The sequence below is a fragment of the Spiroplasma endosymbiont of Phycita roborella genome, from assembly GCF_964031195.1.
Lineage (GTDB): Bacteria > Bacillota_I > Bacilli_A > Mycoplasmatales > VBWQ01 > Spiroplasma_E > Spiroplasma_E ixodetis_A.
Genome location: NZ_CAXIQJ010000005.1, coordinates 64,823 through 83,459, shown reverse-complemented (window position 1 = coordinate 83,459; position 18,637 = coordinate 64,823). Strand labels below are relative to the sequence as shown.

Sequence of the window (18,637 nt, the reverse complement as noted above, 5' to 3'; positions counted from 1 at the left end):
ATTATGTTTTTTAAAATTATAAAAATTATTTTAGGTTTAATTGGAGTTTTATTATCTTCTGCTGTTGCTGGTTTAATTATATTTATTATTGTAAAAATTGTATTAAAAATTAATCAAATATTTTAAAGAAAGGTGGTGAATATTATGTTAGGTAGATTTTTTAGAAAAGATAAAAGTAATATTAGTGATAATCAAAATGAAAAAGTAAAATTTTTAACTAATAAAAATAAAAGTACTCATGCTTCTATTTTAAATTATTTTGGTTTTAATGATTTTAATCATGAAACTTATTTTACTGATTTTGTAGCAGAAAATAATGCTAATTTATATAATGCTCCATTAGACATTAATAATGAAACTATTAAACAATATTTAATTAAACAAGAGTTTTATAGAAAAAATTGAAATTCTATTTTTAAATTAAGTAAATTAGGAATTAGTGGTTATTTAATTTTTATTGCTAATGATGACTTATATTTTCAAGTAGTAGATATACAACAAAGAGTTTATGATATTACTGGTAAATTAATTCAATGTACTATTTTTTATGATAGTTATCAAGAAAATGCACAAACTGTAAGATTATTTGAAGTTTATACATTAAATAATGAACAAGTAACTATTAATCGTGCTATTTATAGTATTAGTGATAATAAAAAACAATTTCCATTAGATTTCAGAACATATAGTAATAACCCTAATTTAGCACAAGAACAAACACTAAATATTAACTATATACCAATAGCAATTATGCGAAATAAAGCAAATGAATTAGCAGATTGTAATAAAGTAATGGATAAAATTAAAGCATTAGACGTTATTTATGAACAAATTGTTTTAGATACCATTTTAAATTCACCTAAATTTATATTTAGTCAAACTTATGGTAATGTTCAATCAGCATTAGAAGAAGCAGTAAGAACTTTGGTTACTAAAAACTACATATTTAAAAGTGGTGGAGATAATAATGAACAAAATGAAAATATTAATATGACAAATAGTAATTTTAAAGGTAAAAATTTAACTGATATATACGATTGAAATGTTAATGAAATATTTAAACGTTGTGGTATTCATATTCCAAGTCAAAAGAAATCTGCACAACAATCAGTACCCGAAAGTACAGCTGTAAATATTTCAACTATTAATTATATTGAACAAAAGTTATGACAATTTAATATTGATATTCTTAAATTTATTCAAATATTAGTACGTTTAGATAAAGACTTATTAAATAGTAAAACCTTTAATATTAATGATGAACAAGAAATTAATAATTTAACAGTTAAATTAAAATTATTTAATCCCGAAAATAACCAATTAATAGGAGAGAACAATGGAAAACAACAACAAACCACAAACGAAGTTTCCACAGAAACAAACTAAACTTAATCAAGCAGAAATAGAAAATGATTATTTAATTGATAATATTCCTTATGACTTTACTAATATGATGAGTGCTACTAGTGACCCTGATATTAATAGAGCATATGATGAATTTAAAAAAAGAACAATTTATATTTATGAAATTGAACGTTTATTTAAAAATAATGAAAATAATACTTTAAAATTTTCAGCAAATACTATTAAAATAGGTTTTATTGATATTGATAAAGTATTAAAAACTACTGCTGTTGAAACATCTGATTTTACTATGCAATTAAATCAAAGAGCAAGTACTAATATTAATGACAATACAATTGAATATAGTATGACTGATATTAAAAATTTAATTTTTCAAGAAATAAATTTATTAAATCAATTTAAATTATATGCAGTTAGTATAAATGAAACTTTAACTGAAAATAATATTGATAATTTATATATCATTAATAACTATTCACAACCTTATCAAAATCCAAAAACAAGAAGTACTAAAAGTATAACTATTATTAAAATTAAAGATTTTAAAACAAGAGATGGTTATCCAATTATTATTAAATTACAAAAACCATTAGATAAAGATACCAAAGTTAAAAGTATAACTTTAAAATTTCCTAAAACAATGTTATTTGGTAATATAAAAGTAAATGGTGAAATTGATGGATTAAAAGTATCACCAAATTTATTAATTGCTGATGATAACCAATTATTTCCATTATATGCTTTACCAATTCAAACTCAACCAAAAGTTAATATTTTACAACAATGATTTAGTGACCAAATTTTACAATGAGAAATTGCTAAAAATTTTATTACTCAAAATTCTATTTTGGAATATTTAGATATTGGTGAAATTATACCCAATCCACCATCACAAGAATTTAAACATGTTAAAAAAATTGAATTAAAAAATGTTGAAACTATAACTACAAACGAAGACCAAAAAATAGATAATATTCAAAAAGAACAATATTTTGTGTTTTCCAAAGAAAATAAATGTGATTATATATGATCATATTATGATTTTGATAGTGGGTTTGATAAAGTTGGAGTAGCAACAAGTAAAACAACTGGTGTAATAGTTTCACAAAGTAGAAAAGTACAAGCAAATTGAAGAATTAATAATATTGATAGTGTATTATTAACTTATGATAAGGTTAAACCACTTACAACATTAGGAAAACTATTAATGGATATGCTAGGTTATACTTATAATTATCAATCGAATTTTAAAGGTTATGACCCAAAATATGATGAAAAATTAGATAAAGATAAAGCACCAGATATTACAATTTTAAGAAATGAATTCGAAAATCAAAAACCACATGATGTAATTAATAATTTATTTGAACAATGAAAAATAGATAATCCTGACTTTATTAATCATCCAAAAATTAAAGTTTTTAAACAAGTTATAATGATGTTATCAAATTACATACTTTCTTATTTATCAATAAATAAAGGTTTAGATGATGATTATAAACTATTATTACCCTATTATTTTGAATTAAAATCTAAACCAACGAGAAAATCAACACATGATAGATGAAATTTTGAAAATGTTTATGTTGTTTTAAAATCAGAATATTTTGATTTTACTGACCCTAATAATATTCAAGTTAAAAATAAAAATATTAGCCAAAATGAATGATTTAAACTAAGTAACAATCAATTTAATTGATTATCTTTAACTAATGAATTAGAAAGTAATAATATACCATCATTGTTACCACAAGATATGAGCTTAAGTAATGGTGAATATGGAAAATATATGGTTAAAGGTATAACTAATAATGTTTTAGGATTATTAAAATTATTTAATAGTGAAAAACAATACTTTTCAAGTTGAGATTGATTTAATTTTGTACAAAAAGATTATTTTAGTAATGAAGTAAAATTTAACATAGAAAAAGAAATTTCTAATTTATATAAACTAGAAATCTCAGGAACTTTTAGTATTGGTAATTATGATTTAGTTTTAGAAACTAATAATCAAATAGTTAATATTAATAATATTTCATTATTTAATTCTAATGATGAAACATTATCTTATATTAATATTGAAATTTAATTTCTAAAATAACCATTAGGATATATCCCGTCTCATTTTATATCTTCTTCACTAACCTTATTATTGGAAAAATATAAAAAAAACATATTTTTATCATTTTTATCTTTATGTTCTCATATAGTTGCCCCCCCCCAGACTGCTGTATGGTCTGGTTTTAAATAAAAACTTAATTTTTGTCTTCCATCTTTACATGCAAAACCTAACGCAATACATGCAAAAATTAATGCTATAATAGTTGTTATTTTATAGAAATTTCTTTTTATTCATTTTTTTATTTTAGAGTTTATTTTTTCTTGTTGTTGTTCAACTTCATTTTGTATATTTTTTAATATTTCTTTACTATCTTGCATTTTAATTACTCCTTTTTTTACTATTAATGTAAGTTTTTTGTATTGTTGTCTGTTAAAAGCATATCCATGAACTTTTCAATATCTTCTTCTTCAAAAGTATCTTTTAAACAATTAAAACAAAAACGTGAATATCTATCATTCATCTTTAATCTAAAACAATAGGCACAAGCAGGATAATCACACATTATACAATTTCTGTTAGCAGGTCTATTACAAAATTTTGACATTACAAACTGACATTTATTATCTTTGATATGCTGTTCATATTTTTTTCAAAATTCTTTTTCTTTTTCTTTGTTAATCATAATTTATTCTCCTTTTTCCTTAATTTTACTTATAAATTGTACTATTTTTGATTATTTTTACAAGTATTCTTTTAAACGCAAAATAACGCCTAAATTAAAGGCGTTTATTTTATGAGACCTATACTATTAATGATATTGAAATTATTTATTATATTTTAAATATGAAAGTATTTTTTAAAATATTTTTTATTTTATTTAAAATTACACTTATATATTTATATAATAATTAAGTAAATTAATTTTTTAAATATATTTACAATAAATTTAGATTTTTTTAAAATAGTTAGGAGAAATAAATTTGAATTTTAATTATAAATGAAATTTTAGAGAACAAAATGCAAAAATTGATAAATTAGTTTTAGAACATATAACAAAAAAATGAGAAAAATGAGATTGAAGAATAAAAAATACAAGAGATAAAAAGAAATATAAAATTGTTGATTATCAATATCGAACAAGAAAAACAATGTATGGATTAGTAACTTATAAAAGAAGAATTTATGAATATTTTGATGAAAAATTACAAAAATTAGTTCGTATTTGTTTAGTTGATGAATGACTACAATTACCTAAGTATAAAAGAATTGGTGAAGATATTGAACAAACTATTATTGAATATTTTGCTGATGGAAAAAGATACCATGATATTTGTGCTATTTGTAAAAAAGCAGGTATTAGTGTTAGTACTGTTCATAGAGTTTTTAAAAATTTAGAAGTAATTGAAGCAAATCCAGTAAAAGTAAAATTAGAAAAAAATCAACCTGTTTTTGTTGCTATTGATGATGGTCACCGAAAATTTTGAAATTTTAAACGTAAAGGTACAAAACATTCTATGCGATTAATAGTAACATATACAGATAATATTAATCATAAAGTACAAAACAAAAGAGTAAAAGCAATTATAAGACCAACAAGAACAGCAATTGGTGTTAAAAAAACTGCTGAATTTGTTAAAGAACATTGTCAAAAATTTTATGAAAATATTGAACAAGCAAAAATTATTATTTGTGGTGATAGTGCAGGATGAATTAAAGAAATTGCTGATTATTTAGGTGCCCAGTTTGTTTTAGATAAATTTCATTTAATTAGAACATTATATCTTGGAATAATGGCTGGCAATAAAGGAAAATATTTAAAAGAATATAATCACTGTAAAAATTTAATTAATAATGGTCAATATGAACAATTAATTGATTTTTTATATAAAGAATTAGATAATCATAAAAAATTAAAGAAAAAATATTTTAAAAATAATAAACAAGGTATTGAAAATCAAAGTGCAAAGTGAAATATTGGTTGCTTTACTGAAACTAATATTTGACACGTTTTAAAAGAAATGCTTGGTAATAGAACTTATAATATTTCAATTTATATTAAAATGGTTATTTTTAAATGTAATAAAATAAATACAGAGATACAATTATTATAAGTTAAAATTTTACTTTTTTTAAAAAATCAAAATAAAATAAAACTTATTAAATATGTTTTAATAAGAATTTTTGTTGTGTATAAATATTAAATTTATTTTTTAATTTTTTAGTAATTTTTAAAAATAAGTATTTTAGTTGAAATATCTTTTAAAAAATAGTAAGATGAATGTACAATTTCATAAAAATCCAAATTATTTCTTGTCTGAAATATAATAAGACTATATAGATTTAATTTATTCCGGATTTTTGACAATCTCCCTTAATTATTTCGTAACTTTGACAACCGCCCAATTATAAATTATAGATATTAAATAAAAATAAACAATATATTTTAAAATTAATGTAAAACTCTAGGTACACGCTTAATTGCATTTCTAAACCTAATACTATCAATTGAAACATATTCATCATAATCTTTAAAATTGTCACCAAAAACAGTAGTATCAAAACTACCACCAAAAAGTATAGTACGACCTAAATTATCAATTTTCTTTTTAAAAAATTGTGTATGTAATGCATTAACAGAAGCATCAATTAAACGTTGATATAACATTATTTTTTGACCTTTAACTACTTTTGGATTAGAACAATTACGAGAAAAAGCATATGCACGAACACCTAAATCATATTGATTTTGAGATTTTATATCATTTTGTACTTTTACAACATATTTACTTAAATACTTAACTATATTTTCATTAGTACCTTTTTGAACAACTCTTACATCATTAAAACCAAATGGTCATCATTGTGGCAACATACTTTTATGTATTTTTCTATTAAATAATATATGAAAATGAATAGCACCGCGTTTTTGATATTCATAAACATACATATATTTTAATTCACCTAAATATTTAGCACGTTTAGGGTCATTTCATCAACGTTTTAAACGTTTAAAGAATATAGCAATATCATGTTTTGCTTTATTAATATCTTGCATATTATCGGCATAAGTTAAAGTAACAAAACTTAAAACTTTTGAATTATAAAAATTATGATACGCTTTATGTATTAATTTTGTTTTAGTACGAATAGTAGAATTACGTAACTTTTTATCATTAATACCTAAATTTTTAATACCAACTTCATTACGCTTATTATTTAAAATAGCACTCATAGGTAAAACTATATTTTTAACATAAGCACCATAATAAACTTTCTTAATATAAAAATTTTCTTGCATATATAAAAACTCCAGTTCAATTGTTATAAATAACAATTTATTTTATATACTTTAATAACAAACTAATCATAACACAAAAAACAAAATAATTAATAAATTATCTTGCGGTGAATTGTGTTACTTAATTTAAATTAAATTTATACAGTCTTATTATTTTTTAGACAAGAAATAATTATTTTTAAAAATTACTAAAATAAATTTAATATTTATACACAACAAAAATGCTTATTAAAGATACTTTAATAAGTTTTATTTTATTTTGATTTTTAAAAAAAGTTAAATTTTAATTTATAATAATTGTATTTTTGTATTTATCTTATTACATTTAAAAATAACCATTTTAATATAAATTAAAATATTATATGTTCTATTACCAAGCATTTCTTTTAAAACATGTCAAATATTAGTTTCAGTATAACAACCAATATTTCACTTTGCACCTTGATTTTCAATACCTTGTTTATTATTTTTAAAATACTGTTTCTTTAATTTTTTATGATTATCTAATTCTTTATATAAATAATCAATTAATTGTTCATATTGACCATTATTAATTAAATTTTTACAGTGATTATATTCTTTTAAATATTTTCTTTTATTTCCAGCCATTATTCCAAGATATAATGTTCTAATTAAATGGAATTTATCTAAAACAAACTGTGCACCTAAATAATCAGCAACTTCTTTAATTCATCCTGCACTATCACCACAAATAATAATTTTTGCTTGTTCAATGTTTTCATAAAATTTTTGACAATGTTCTTTAACAAATTGAGCAGTTTTTTTAACACCAATTGCTGTTCTTGTTGGTCTTATAATTGCTTTTACTCTTTTATTTTGTACTTTATGATTAATGTTATCTGTATATGTTACTATTAATCTCATAGAATGTTTTGTACCTTTACGTTTAAAATTTCAAAATTTTCGGTGACCATCATCAATTGCTACAAAAATAGGCTGATTTTTTTCTAATTTTACTTTTACTGGATTTTCTTCAATTACTTCTAAATTTTTAAAAACTCTATGAATAGAACTAAGACTAATATTTGCTTTTTTTATGATATCTCAAATATCTTTGTGGATGGGTTACACTTGTACCAATCATTGCACAAATTGGACTTATTCCAGTTCTAATTAATTTAGTTAAAGTATAATTATTTGTTTCCATTTTTATTCTCCTTTAATTTCTAATTTTTTAACTGTTACTTTAATTCAACCTTGATAAACATCATTATCACCAACTATTAATGCAACATTACTTTCTGGGTCAGAAACAATTATGTGTTTTGATTTAACATTTGGGTATTGTCTTAAAATAATTGTTCTAATATAATTACTTGTATGAATTGCTTTTGGAAATGGTGATAATATTTCAATTTCATCTTTATTTTCAAACAAAGTAGGTAATATTATCATTATTCAAATTCTCCATTTTCTATTTTTTTAATCAGTTCTTCACGTATTATTAAATTCGTTGCAATAATTGTTTGTTTTTCTCAATTATCAGTTTCCATAAATAAAGTTTTTAAATATTTAATTAATTTTTCTTTATTCATAATTTAACCTTTCTTTCCTAACTCTTTTATTTTGTTTTTGTTTACATAAGTTATTACATTTATGAGCAAAAACTCTACCATAACCACATTTATTATTCTTTTTAATTTTTATTATCATTATAAAATTCATTACTTTCTAAATATTCTAATATATTTGCATAAGTATCTGCTTTTGATTGAAATCATTTGTCTTCAACTTGATTAAAATTATTATAAAATTCAGATAAAAAAGATACTAATTTTTCTTTATTAATACAATTTTCATGTAATAATTTATCTTCTTTAATACTTTCAATTTTACCTATTTCATTAAATACTCATTGTTCTAACTCTTCTTTATTCATTATTATTTCTCCTTAGTTTTAATTTGATTAGAAATTTCACTTAATATTTTTAATACTTTATATTCATTTTTTAATTCTTTAATAATAAATATTAAAAATATTATTAGTGTTATGCTTGTTATTAATATTGGTACTATTAATAAAATTTTTCATAATATCATTTTTTACTCTTTTCATTTTTTAAATCATTTAACATTAATTGAACAAAATGCATGATTTTTAGGAATATTTAAAGTATTAAAAATTTGACCAGTTACTATAATTTCATCGTTTTTGTTTAATAAAATACAGCGTCTATAAAATTTTGGGTTGTTAAAAATTAAAGTAACATAGTTTAATCCATTTCATTGACCTCTAACACTATAATATAATTCTTTATTACCTTTTTCGTAATATTTTGCTTCAATAGTATTACTTAGTTTTACTGTTAATTTGACATAATTTGCTTTATCTTTCATGTTTATAATTTCCTTAAATAATTATCAAAAATTAATATTTTTTTATGATTTTTTAAATAATATTGAATATGCTTATAAGCATCTTGTTCATGTTTTGTTAATTTTATATTTCCTTTATAATTTGTTATTTTATTTTTATTTTTTGGTTGGTTTTCTAGATAATCTCAGTTGAAAACATCTTGAACTAATACCATTAATGCACCAATGATTTTAGGCGTTGATAATGGATTAGTTAGTAATTGTTTTGAATTTAAAAAGAAATTTTCTACAATAACTAATATTTTTTTATCAATAAATTTTTCTTTAATTAATTGAAATTTTTCTTTATACATATTTTTAGTTCATAAAACAGTTAATGTATTGAATGTTTCATTAAAAAAATTGGAATGGCAACCCTTTTTAGGACTATTTTTTGGTAGACATTTGTTTTTGATAACTAATTGGAGTTAGGTAGTTTAGAGTACTGTGAATTCTTATGTTGTTATATCAATTGATGTAATCAAATAATTCTAATTTTAATTGGATTAATGATGTAAAATTTTTATCATTAATAAATTCAATTTTGAAAGTTTTAAAAGTTGCTTCAGCAACAGCATTGTCATAAGGACATCCTTTTTTGCTTAAAGATCGAGTTATGTTGAAAGCTAATAAAAGTTTATCAATAGTTTTATTATTGAATTCATTACCGCGATCAGTATGAAATATTTCAATATCTTTTAAACAGTGATTTGATTGCATAAATGCTTGATATACTAATGATGCATCTTTTTTAACTCCAACACTATGTCCAATAATTTCGCGGTTAAATAGGTCGATTAATAGGCAAATATAGTTTCATTTACCATTAACTTGAACATAAGTTAAATCACTAACAATAACTTCATTTTTAATTCTATTATTAAAGTTTCTATTAACAAGATTGGTTATTTGACTATCATTGACTTTATTATGATAATTTTTGAATGATAATTTAGTGTATTTTGATATTAAATTATGCTTATTCATAATTTCTTTAATTTTTCTGCGTGATAAACAAATTTCTTGGTTTGCTAGTATGACTTTTAATCTTCTAGTACCATAAACTTCTTTATTTTCTTTAAAAGCACTAATAACAGCTTGTTCATAAATATTATTTTGAATTTTATTTTTTTTCTTTAAATTAAAATAATATGTTGATTTAGAGAGTTTTAAAAAATGACACATTGTGCGAATTTTATATTTAGATTTATTATTTGCAATAATCTCTACTTTCTGCCTATTATTAGTGCTGCTTGCTTTAAAATATCAATTTCCATTCGTAACTGTTTTAATTCTTTATTTGCTTGAATTAATTGTTTTTCTAAATCTGAAAGATTATCTTTAGTTTTAAAACTACCTGAATTAGTAAATTGCTTAATTCAATTGTAAGTAGCTGCTCTTGTAACATTGTATTCTTTAACAAGGCAAGATACTGATTTGCCACTTTGATATAAAGCTACTATTTGTTTTTTAAATTCATCTGAATATGAGTTAATAGTGACCATAATTATAATTCCTTTCTTTTAACTAATTTGTTCACTTGTCTATGTAATTAGTGTCCAATAAAGTGTAACCCATCCAATTTTCTTGTTTTTATATCATTAGTATTAAAGAATAAATAATCTAATTTATTTTGTTTACATGTTCAACAAAAATATTTTTTCATTATGAGTTGAAATTTCCTTATAAGAAGTAACTAGATAATTAATTGGTAAATCATCATGTTTATATGGATTATTTATTTTAAAACCTTTTCTGTTTTCTTCTCACGTAATGTTATATTTAAAACAAGGATTAGTAATTTTAGTTTTGTTATCTGTTATTTCACCTATAAATCAACTATTATGCTGTTCATAAAATTTTAATGGTTCAAGTTTTATATCATTAAGATAATATTCTTTTGGAGCAGTTGGTTTATTAACAGTTATTTTTTGGTCTTTAATATATGGTTCTAATAATTTTATTAATTCATTACCACTTAATTCTCTTTTAATATTTTCTAAATTAAAAACTCAATATGTGTAACTGTTATCAACAATAAAAGAATTATTTTTAATCATTCATTTTGGAAGTAATAATTTATATTCAACATAATCAATAAGAATAGATTGTGGTTTATCTTTAACAATTTGTTCTTTTTTAAATTCTATTTGCATAATAATCCTTTCCTAATATGTTCTGTTGCTTCTAGCATAAAGAACATATATTTTGATTTTTAGATTATTAATAATACTACTATTCGTTTTATTCATTTCAGCAATTCTGGGCTCAAAAATAAATTGTGAAATTTTAAAAAACATTGAGGCATTCGATTCAATATTTATTTAATTTGTGTTTAACAAATTAATATTTTAATTGAACCGAATGCCTCAATTTTTTTTACAAGTTTGAAATTTATTTTCTCGCCCAAAAAAATTTTTCAAAAAAAATAAAAAATAAAACCAACACTTGCTCACTGGTGAGTGGCAAGGTTGGTTAAATAAAGAATAGAATTAATATAGTAGGTCCCTACAACAGGTCTATATATACTAGTTTCCAATTCGCTCCCACCCCAAGAATTACCATTAAATGGTTAGTATATTTTATTAGGTATCACTCCACTTTTTATTTATCCATGCAAGTCCACATGCTAGCTACTATTTTTAACAACTGTGTTGTAGTTCACTTTTTTAGTTCCCTAACACTTGTTGATAATAGCGTTAAAGAGGTTTATTAAAAATTTTAAAATTTTACAATTACAAAAAAAGACAAGATTATTTCTTGTCTTTTCCTTAATAACTTTGAGAATAATTTTTATTTTTTAAATGTATATTTTTTAAAATACGTCGAATATAAATTTAAATTTAAGGGTTAAAGAGAGTAATTTTGTCTAATTTTTCATTATTTTGCAAATAATTCATTTTTGGAAATAAGTTACTAATATGATAATTAATTATTTCGTAACTTTGACAACCGCCCAAAATATTTTTTTATCTAAGTTTTAATTTTATTATTTATTTTATATACATATTCAAAAATTTGTAAAATACACTTAATAAATATTTAATTTTTATTATGTCTATGTATAATTAAAATAAAATATCAACATCATATTTCATGTTATTTGAAAGGAAAATTAAATTGAGTCAAAATCAAGTATTTAGTTGAATAGGTGTTATTTCTGGTTCTAGCTTACTTATTTCTTTTATATTACTTTTAATGTTTTTACTAATAAAATTTTTATTAAATTATAAACAAAAAAACAAAGTTAAAAGAATACTTTCTTCAAATGATTTTAGTCAAATCATAGAAACGAAAAAAGAATTAAAAATAAAATTAAGAAAATATTTTAAAGAAATATTTATTAGAGATGTTTATATAAATTTATTTAAAAAAAATTCCTAAAATCAGAAAGTGGAGTTAATAAAAAACCAACAAAAATTGCCTGAAATTTTTTTATAATTTTGACAAGTTCAATATTAGTAAATAAATCCGAAGGAAGAGTTTCTGAAGCAATCAAAAGTATTTTTAATACTTTTGATGAAAGTAAACAAATATTATTAACTTCTGATAAAAATAACTTAGTAACAGATGTAATTTTAAAAATTATGAATTTAAAAATCAGACCAATCTTAATTGCTAGTAGATCACTAACAAAAATAGATACTAATGGTAATTTTATCATTAATGATGAAAATTTAAGCAAAGAAGAAATCGAAAATTTTTGAAAACAAATTGATAAAGTTAGAAAAGATTTAATATAAAACAAATACTTATATTTTATTTCAATACTTTCACTTTCAACTGCAACTAATGAACAAATCAAAAAATTATTAAACTACACAGATCAGTATAAAATACATAAAAAAGAAACATTATAAAAATAATTTTTTTAAAAAAATTCTTATATTATGTTGCTTTTTAATAGATTTTTTAAATTATATATGTATATAATTAAAATGGAATATTATTATTAATATCATAATAATTTTCAATAAATATTAATAAGAAACTAAAATAAAATTAATAACTAACACAAAACAAGTAACTATTTAATTAAAAAATTATAATACTAAATTTTTTTATTTTTTTTAAACTAATACCCCAAATTATAAATATAAAAGTTATATATTTTTTTGTCGTATTATGTTTAACATTTTATGGATAAAACTAAGGAAAAGCAGATTGACTACAACTAAAATATTTAATTGAATAGCTTATATTTCAAGTATTGCTTTACTTATTTTTTCATATTACTTTTAATGTTTTTACTAATAAAATTTTTATTAAATTATAAACAAAAAAACAAATTTAAATTTTTAAAACAATATCTTTAAAATTACCTATTAAGACTTATGTTTTATAATCAAAAAAATTATAAAACATAATTTTTAATAATGTTAAAAAAGGAGTTAAACAGTGAGAAAAATTTTTATTTCATATCATCATCTAAGAGAACAAGAAGAAAAAGACCAATTAGCAGAGTTAATTAAAAAGTATGCTAATTATTTAAATATAAAAGACATGTCTGTAGAAATAGGGGATATTGATACCACATGATCAAATAATGAAATCGCTAAAACTATTAGACAAAATCATTTAAAAGATACAACTATTACTATTCTTATTCTAGGAATACATACAAAATGTAGACAACATATTGACTGAGAAATTGAAGCTTCATTAAATAAATATGGAAGTTTAAATAGAAGAAAGAAGATAAATAGTTTTATAATACTTTTAACTGCTGATTTTATTAAAAAAGCAAAAATAAATTGTAATTTTAATAACACTTGTGATTATTCTTCTTTAATCACCCAAGAAAATGCTGGTCAAAGAATATATGAAACCGTAATAAATAAACATGCAATTATTGCTACTTATGATGAAATCTTTTCAGATATAATAATTCTTAAAAATTTACTTGATAAAGTTCAATCTAATCATAAAAAAGAAGAAATGTTTTATCAAAATGTTATCAGCCCTAGTTTTTTAAAACCAACTGTTTTAAAAGATAATACTAAAGATACTGTTTTTAATGAAAAAAAAGAAATAGATAATGCAATATTATCTTCAAATAAAGATAATGGTTTTAAAGAAGAAGATAGTGATATTGAAATACTTTCTGAATCAGAGGAAAAAATAGATAATGCAATATTATCTTCAAATAAAGATAATGGTGTTAACAAAGAAAATGATGATAATGATAGTGTAGTACCTTCTAAATCAGAGGAAAAAATAAATAATGAAAAATTAACTTCAAGTCAAGATAGTGGTTTTAACGAAGATGATGATAGTAATATTGTAGAACCTTTTAAATTAGAGGAAAAAATAGATAATGTAATATTAACTTCAATTCAAGATAGTGAAATTAATAATCAATTACTACAAGAAACTACAACCAACTTTACTAAAGATGATAATAAAAGTAATCTTTTAAGAAAATTATCTTTAAAACATAATAGTAAAGATAGTGGAATTAGTAGTGAACTACAAAAAATAAGTATAATGAAAGATGAAAATTTTAAAAGAATACATCTCCATAAAAAAGGTAATTCAGAAGAATGTGAAGCAAAAGAAAAAGAAGAAAAAACAATGCAAGAGTTTACTAAAAAAACAAAAAAATTTATAAATTCTGGTAAAACTAATTATACACAAGAATGTCCAGAAATATATTTATCCTATCTTTAAAACATACAACTAGTAAAATTAAACATTAGAAAATAAAATATAAATATTTAAAAAGTGAGAATAAAATTTTCACTTTTTATTTTTATTTTAATTTAGTATTCTTCTTCAAGTGAAGAATTACCCATACCTATTAACTTCTCAGTTGGCATTAAACCAGTACCGGCCGGTATCAAGTTTCCTAAAATAACATTTTCCTTTAAACCACGTAAATTATCTTGTTTTGACTTAATAACAGCATTAGTTAATACTCTTGTTGTATCTTGGAAAGAAGCAGCAGCCAAGAATGATTCTGATTCTAATGGTGCTTTTTTAATCCCTAAAATAATTGGATGACCAAAAGCGGGTTTTTTACCAGCAACAATAATTTTGGCATTAACATTCTTAAATTCTTTGATATCAACAATCGCTCCAGGCAATAATGGTGAATCATTACCTTCAACTACAAAAATACGATTCAACATTTGTTTTACAATAATTTCAATATACTTATCAGAAATTTCAATTCCTTGTAAACGATAAACACGTTGTACTTCTTTTAAAATATATTGTTGAACTTCAATGATTCCTGCTACTTCTAGTAATTGTGTAATATTAATTGCACCTTCAGTTAGTTTTTGGCCAATCTTAACATTATCACCAATTTTAATTCTTACCTGCGCATTATATTGAGTTTTATATTCTTTATAGTCAAGTTTTGACTTTACAGTAATTGTATAAATTCCTTGCTCTTCACGAATATCTGTTACTTTACCATCAAACTCACTAATAATAGCAACAGCACCTTTGGGATTAGTAATATCTAATAATTCTTTAATTCTTGGTAATCCTTGGGTAATATCACTACCACCAGCAACTCCTCCAGTATGGAAAGTTCTCATCGTTAGTTGAGTTCCTGGTTCACCAATTGATTGCGCTGCAATAATTCCAACTGCTTCACCAATAGCAACAATAGAACCTGTTGTTAAATTAATACCATAACATTTTTGACAAACACCATAACTTGCTTCACAAGTTAAAACTGAACGAATATTTATTTTTGTAATTTTTGCCTCTAATATTGTTTCTACTAATTTTTCAGTAATTAATTCATTATTTGCAACAATTACATTATTGTTACTATCAACAACATCACCTTGAACAAAACGTCCAAATAAACGGTCACGTAAGGGCACAATAATATTATTACGTTTTTGGTCAACAACGTCACTAATTATAAAGCCATTACCGGTATTACAATCTTCTTCAGTAACAATAATATCTTGTGAAACGTCAACTAGTCTTCTTGTTAAATAACCTGAGTCAGAAGTTTTAAGCGCCATATCTGCCATTCCTTTACGAGCACCATGGGTAGAAATAAAGAACTCTGAAACATTTAATCCTTCACGGAATGAAGATTTAATTGGTAATTCAATAACTTCTCCTTTTGGATTATTCATTAAACCACGCATCCCTACTAATTGAGTAAAGTTACTAATATTAGTTCTAGCACCTGAATCTCACATCATAAAGATTGGATTTTCAATATCTTTTCTTAAAACTGTTTCTAGTTCAACTTGAATATTATTTTTAATAGCACTTCATTTATTAATAATATGGTAATGACGCTCACGATTAGTTAACATACCTTGTTTATAAAACTTGTTAATTGTTTTAACATATTCATCTGCTTCTTTAAATAATCTTGTTTTACCTGAATAAGATACAACATCGCCTGCAGAAATTGTTGTTCCTGAAATTGTTGAAAATTTAAAACCAAGATTTTTCATTTTATCTAACATTTGTGCAGTTAATTGAGTTCCAAAAGTTTTAAAATATTTATGAATAATATCTGCTAAAGCTTTTTTCTTAAATGGTTCAACAATAACTCTTTTTTTAATAAATTCACGAAAATCAACATCAGTTGTAACTAAATCTTCATTATGGGTTTCAGTTAAATTAATAATATTTGGGCGATTAATAAATGGCATTCTTTCTGAAAACATTTGATTAAAAATAATCTTACCAATAGTAGTAATTAAAAATTTGTTTTGATCGGTAGCAGCAAATTTACTTGCACCTAAACTAGCAACACGAATTCCAATAATAGCATGTAATGAAACTTGTTTTGTATCATAAGCTTTAATTGCTTCATTAACATCTTTAAAAATTGAACCTTGACCTAATTCATCTAATTTTTCAATAGTTAAATAATAATTACCAAGAACCATATCTTGAGTTGGCGTAACAATTGGTTTACCATCTTTAGGACTTAAAATATTTTTTGAACCTAACATTAAACTTCTTGCTTCAGCTACTGCTTCTTGGGTAATTGGCACGTGAACAGCCATTTGGTCACCATCAAAGTCAGCATTAAAAGCAGGAGTTACTAGTGGATGTAAACGAATAGCTTTCCCTTTAACTAGAATTGGTTCAAATGCTTGAATTCCTAAACGGTGTAAAGTTGGGGCACGGTTTAATAAAACAGGACGATCTTTAATTACTTCTTCTAAAACATCTCAAATTCGTTCATCTTGGATTTCAATTAATTTTTCAGCAATTTTAATATTTAAAGCTAATTCTTGATGAACTAATCTTTGCACAACAAAAGGTTTGAACAAAATAATTGCCATATCACGAGGAATACCACATTGATACATTTTTAATTCCGGACCAACAGCAATAACACTTCGACCTGAATAATCAACACGCTTACCTAATAAGTTTTGACGGAAACGTCCTTGTTTTCCTTTTAATGTTGAAGTTAAAGATTTTAATGGACGTTTATCTCTTCCTGTTACTGGACGTGCTTTACGTTCATTATCAAATAAAGCATCAACTGATTCTTGCAACATTCTTTTTTCATTATTAATAATTAAGATTGGTGCTCCCATTTGTTTTACTTTTTTTAAGCGTTCATTACGAATAATAATTCTTCGATATAAATCATTAATTTCTGATGTTGTAAAACGACCACCATCTAACTGAATAATTGGACGAATATCAGGTGGAATCACCGGAATAGCGTGTAATACCATTCATTCTGGTTTATTTCCTGATTTAGCAAATGAATCAATAACATCTAAACGACGTTCTAGTTTTTTACGATCAGTTTGTGATTTCTTGTTTGTCAATTGTTTTTTAATGGCAAGAAATTCTTTTTCTAAATTAATATTTTTTAATAAATACTCAATAGCTGAAGCACCAATTCCAAATTTTGTTCCAGTATGTTTAGTAATAAATTGAGCACATTCATCCATTGAAAATGGACGTGAAGTATCTGCTAAAGTATCAGTTAACATTTGAGCACGAGTATAAGCAAAAGAAGAAGGTTCTAATTGTTCTAAAATTTGTGCAAATACTTTACGTAAACGATTACGAGTATCAGTTGAAGATTTAGCATTACCTAAATCCATAATCATTTTTTGTTTTAAACCTTTAGCGGTCCCTGGGTCTAAAACAATATAAGAAACAAAATATGCTACTTCTTCTAAGTCTTTAGCTTTCATATCTAATGCTAACGCAATTCTTGAAGGAGAAGCCTTTAACATTCAAATATGAGTTACTGGCTCTTCTAACTCAATGTGTCCTAAACGTTCACGTCGAACAATTGCTTCAGTAATTTCTACTAAACAACGTTCACAAACTTTACCTTTATTTTTTATTTTCTTATATTTACCACAAGTACATTCATAATTTTTAGTTGGTCCAAATATTCGTGCATCAAATAATCCATCTTTTTCAGGTTTTAATGACTTATAATTAATTGTTTCTGGCTTTGTAATTTCTCCATGTGATCATGAGCGAATTTGATCGGGAGAAGCAAGAGAAATTTTAAGGGCAGTATAATGTTTTGAATTTTTTTGCATTTGCATATATTTATTACTCCT

Annotated in this window: 20 protein-coding genes; 6 read left to right on the top strand and 14 right to left on the bottom strand. The window is 22.8% G+C overall.

Annotated elements, in window-relative coordinates; all coding sequences use genetic code 4:
* Nucleotides 1-3: 3 nt before the first annotated feature.
* Genes AAHM95_RS06270 through AAHM95_RS06260 form a run of 3 tightly spaced genes read left to right on the top strand, consistent with a single transcriptional unit; the run spans nucleotide 4 to nucleotide 3,454 of the window.
* Entirely contained in the window at nucleotides 4-126 is a 123-nt protein-coding gene (locus AAHM95_RS06270) for a hypothetical protein (protein WP_255495889.1), read from the top strand.
* A gap of 18 nt (nucleotides 127-144) precedes the next feature.
* The gene (locus AAHM95_RS06265) at nucleotides 145-1,386 is read left to right on the top strand and encodes a hypothetical protein (RefSeq protein ID WP_342274298.1); all 1,242 of its coding nucleotides are present in this window, start codon (nucleotides 145-147) and stop codon (nucleotides 1,384-1,386) included.
* Nucleotides 1,337-3,454 (top strand): hypothetical protein, encoded by a 2,118-nt coding sequence (locus tag AAHM95_RS06260; RefSeq protein WP_342274299.1) that lies wholly within the window; start codon nucleotides 1,337-1,339, stop codon nucleotides 3,452-3,454. The genes AAHM95_RS06265 and AAHM95_RS06260 overlap by 50 nt, the downstream gene beginning before the upstream one ends.
* On the opposite strand, the gene AAHM95_RS06255 is transcribed toward AAHM95_RS06260, so the two are convergent.
* Nucleotides 3,451-3,804 carry a hypothetical protein gene (locus AAHM95_RS06255; RefSeq protein ID WP_342274420.1) on the bottom strand — a complete coding sequence of 118 codons (354 nt, stop codon included), beginning with the start codon at nucleotides 3,802-3,804 and terminating at the stop codon, nucleotides 3,451-3,453. The genes AAHM95_RS06260 and AAHM95_RS06255 overlap by 4 nt on opposite strands.
* A 23-nt stretch (nucleotides 3,805-3,827) precedes the next feature.
* Complete coding sequence (locus tag AAHM95_RS06250) at nucleotides 3,828-4,109, bottom strand: hypothetical protein (protein ID WP_281748185.1); 282 nt, start codon at nucleotides 4,107-4,109, stop codon at nucleotides 3,828-3,830.
* Between the two features lie 298 nt (nucleotides 4,110-4,407).
* Here AAHM95_RS06250 and AAHM95_RS06245 point away from each other — a divergent pair, with 298 nt between their 5' ends.
* The gene (locus tag AAHM95_RS06245) at nucleotides 4,408-5,538 is read left to right on the top strand and encodes an Mbov_0401 family ICE element transposase-like protein (protein WP_342274301.1); all 1,131 of its coding nucleotides are present in this window, start codon (nucleotides 4,408-4,410) and stop codon (nucleotides 5,536-5,538) included.
* Between the two features lie 338 nt (nucleotides 5,539-5,876).
* Here AAHM95_RS06245 and AAHM95_RS06240 read toward each other — a convergent pair whose 3' ends face one another.
* The 11 genes from AAHM95_RS06240 to AAHM95_RS06190 form a co-directional block, all read right to left on the bottom strand.
* Nucleotides 5,877-6,725, bottom strand: a complete 849-nt coding sequence (locus tag AAHM95_RS06240; RefSeq protein WP_342274398.1) for a rolling circle replication-associated protein — start codon at nucleotides 6,723-6,725, stop codon at nucleotides 5,877-5,879.
* A 288-nt stretch (nucleotides 6,726-7,013) separates the two neighbouring features.
* On the bottom strand, nucleotides 7,014-7,610 hold the full coding sequence (locus AAHM95_RS06235) for an Mbov_0401 family ICE element transposase-like protein (protein WP_342274419.1): 597 nt from the start codon (nucleotides 7,608-7,610) through the stop codon (nucleotides 7,014-7,016).
* Between the two features lie 154 nt (nucleotides 7,611-7,764).
* Nucleotides 7,765-7,893, bottom strand: a complete 129-nt coding sequence (locus tag AAHM95_RS06230; RefSeq protein WP_342274418.1) for a hypothetical protein — start codon at nucleotides 7,891-7,893, stop codon at nucleotides 7,765-7,767.
* 2 nt (nucleotides 7,894-7,895) lie between these two features.
* The gene (locus AAHM95_RS06225; RefSeq protein ID WP_342274417.1) at nucleotides 7,896-8,141 is read right to left on the bottom strand and encodes a hypothetical protein; all 246 of its coding nucleotides are present in this window, start codon (nucleotides 8,139-8,141) and stop codon (nucleotides 7,896-7,898) included.
* Nucleotides 8,141-8,281, bottom strand: coding sequence for a hypothetical protein (locus AAHM95_RS06220; protein ID WP_281749441.1), 141 nt, complete (start codon nucleotides 8,279-8,281; stop codon nucleotides 8,141-8,143). The genes AAHM95_RS06225 and AAHM95_RS06220 overlap by 1 nt, the downstream gene beginning before the upstream one ends.
* 101 nt (nucleotides 8,282-8,382) lie before the next feature.
* On the bottom strand, nucleotides 8,383-8,625 hold the full coding sequence (locus AAHM95_RS06215; RefSeq protein WP_338975868.1) for a hypothetical protein: 243 nt from the start codon (nucleotides 8,623-8,625) through the stop codon (nucleotides 8,383-8,385).
* A 2-nt stretch (nucleotides 8,626-8,627) separates the two neighbouring features.
* Nucleotides 8,628-8,786 carry a hypothetical protein gene (locus AAHM95_RS06210; RefSeq protein ID WP_338975867.1) on the bottom strand — a complete coding sequence of 53 codons (159 nt, stop codon included), beginning with the start codon at nucleotides 8,784-8,786 and terminating at the stop codon, nucleotides 8,628-8,630.
* 3 nt (nucleotides 8,787-8,789) lie between these two features.
* Nucleotides 8,790-9,083 (bottom strand): hypothetical protein, encoded by a 294-nt coding sequence (locus tag AAHM95_RS06205; protein WP_342274416.1) that lies wholly within the window; start codon nucleotides 9,081-9,083, stop codon nucleotides 8,790-8,792.
* Nucleotides 9,084-9,085: 2 nt separating this feature from the next.
* The gene (locus AAHM95_RS06200) at nucleotides 9,086-9,415 is read right to left on the bottom strand and encodes a hypothetical protein (RefSeq protein ID WP_342274415.1); all 330 of its coding nucleotides are present in this window, start codon (nucleotides 9,413-9,415) and stop codon (nucleotides 9,086-9,088) included.
* Between the two features lie 73 nt (nucleotides 9,416-9,488).
* Nucleotides 9,489-10,606 (bottom strand): IS3 family transposase gene (locus AAHM95_RS06195; protein ID WP_342274414.1). Its coding sequence is split into 2 segments (ribosomal slippage): nucleotides 9,489-10,336 and nucleotides 10,336-10,606, totalling 1,119 coding nucleotides; the frame shifts between segments, so codons are not numbered across the junction.
* Nucleotides 10,607-10,738: 132 nt separating this feature from the next.
* Entirely contained in the window at nucleotides 10,739-11,257 is a 519-nt protein-coding gene (locus tag AAHM95_RS06190; protein ID WP_342274413.1) for a hypothetical protein, read from the bottom strand.
* A gap of 1,287 nt (nucleotides 11,258-12,544) precedes the next feature.
* On the opposite strand from AAHM95_RS06190, the gene AAHM95_RS06185 reads away from it, so the two are divergent.
* On the top strand, nucleotides 12,545-12,844 hold the full coding sequence (locus AAHM95_RS06185; protein ID WP_342274412.1) for a hypothetical protein: 300 nt from the start codon (nucleotides 12,545-12,547) through the stop codon (nucleotides 12,842-12,844).
* 655 nt (nucleotides 12,845-13,499) lie between these two features.
* The gene (locus tag AAHM95_RS06180) at nucleotides 13,500-14,771 is read left to right on the top strand and encodes a TIR domain-containing protein (protein WP_342274411.1); all 1,272 of its coding nucleotides are present in this window, start codon (nucleotides 13,500-13,502) and stop codon (nucleotides 14,769-14,771) included.
* Between the two features lie 92 nt (nucleotides 14,772-14,863).
* Here the strand turns inward: AAHM95_RS06180 and rpoC are convergent, their stop codons facing one another.
* Entirely contained in the window at nucleotides 14,864-18,616 is a 3,753-nt protein-coding gene (gene rpoC / locus AAHM95_RS06175) for a DNA-directed RNA polymerase subunit beta' (protein ID WP_342274557.1), read from the bottom strand.
* Nucleotides 18,617-18,637: the final 21 nt, after the last annotated feature.